Origin of the sequence: Pauljensenia sp. UMB3104, assembly GCF_030217285.1 — a bacterium.
Taxonomy (GTDB): Bacteria; Actinomycetota; Actinomycetes; order Actinomycetales; family Actinomycetaceae; genus Pauljensenia.
The window spans coordinates 1-252 of sequence record NZ_JASONN010000441.1; the positions used below are offsets into that span (position 1 = coordinate 1).

Here is a 252-nt window from a genome sequence, read left to right on the forward strand (position 1 = left end):
CTACCTTTGAACCTGCTGCCGAGGTCCCCGTGCCCGAGGTTCCCTCCTTTGAACCTGCTGCCGAGGTTCCCGCGCCCGAGGTTCCCACCTTTGAACCCGCCGCCGAGGTGCCCGTGCCCGAGGCGCCGAGCTTCCCCCAGGCCTCGGCCCCCTCTTTCGATGAGGCCACGGCGACCCCCGGCTCGACCACGTACGGTACGGCCTACGATGCGGCTTCCGCCCAGCCCGGCCCCGATGCCGCCGCGAACCAGG

The 252-nt window shown here is 71.4% G+C and carries 1 pseudogene; it reads left to right on the forward strand.

Annotation, left to right across the window (positions count from 1 at the left end):
• Positions 1-252, forward strand: a pseudogene (locus tag QP415_RS12335) (TM2 domain-containing protein); the annotation flags it as partial.